Origin of the sequence: Acinetobacter sp. P8-3-8, assembly GCF_000214135.1 — a bacterium.
Classification (GTDB): Bacteria; Pseudomonadota; Gammaproteobacteria; order Pseudomonadales; family Moraxellaceae; genus Acinetobacter.
Genome location: NZ_AFIE01000142.1, coordinates 1 through 752, shown reverse-complemented (window position 1 = coordinate 752; position 752 = coordinate 1). Strand labels below are relative to the sequence as shown.

Annotated in this window: 2 protein-coding genes; both read left to right on the top strand. The window is 31.4% G+C overall.

The genetic code is table 11. The annotated features are described in order from the left end of the window. Nucleotides 1-229 (top strand): hypothetical protein (locus GGG_RS21485; protein ID WP_034600169.1); only part of this gene is annotated, 229 nt, incomplete at its 5' end. Next, complete coding sequence (locus GGG_RS0119005; RefSeq protein ID WP_010118075.1) at nt 226-741, top strand: hypothetical protein; 516 nt, start codon at nt 226-228, stop codon at nt 739-741. The genes GGG_RS21485 and GGG_RS0119005, both read left to right, overlap by 4 nt. The last annotated feature ends 11 nt before the right edge of the window (nt 742-752 follow it).

Here is a 752-nt window from a genome sequence, read left to right as displayed (position 1 = left end):
AATTATTTTATGGAGAATTCCTGAGCAAGATTTATCCACTCTAACTACCCAGTTCTTCGCATGCCAAACCACAAGCAAGGCTGGTTTTTATGTATTTATGTTTTTCTACACTTTTATAGGGTACTTGTTTTTTAAGTTTTTTAGGCACAGACTAGATAAAGCAGTTAAAGAAAATGAAATTTTACGCAACAGACTTAAACAGATATCCACCACAGAGGATGAGGAATGATAATTTTATTAAATATTTTTATCTGGTTAGTATTTTTCTGCTGGACATATCAGTTTGTTGTTAGACCAGCAATCCAATCCTTAATTCAGTCTAAATTTCAATCGTTATATGGAAGATTAGATGACATAAGTTCTGATATTTCTAATGATGAATTAGAGGCGCTTGAGATAACAAAAAAAACTATCCTCAATATGAAAAAACTCGTGCCTGAAATTGATTTTGCTTGGGTTTTTCAGGCTATGAAAAATAAATCAAGTGAAATCAAAGATGTTGCTTTTAATGAATCAAAAAAAGAATGGTACTTAATTGCAAGGGCGAAGGATGAAAGGATTACTGAGATTGCTGATGAGGCAATGCTATACTTTTCAGTATTAATAGCAATTAATTCATTAATTTTTATTATAACGACATTCCCTATATTGCTGATTGGCTACATATGTACTGGCGCTATATTTAAAAGAAAACTTCCTAAAAAAGCAGCAATAATAGCTTACCTTCATCATCACGCTTAGTTTGTAAAAAC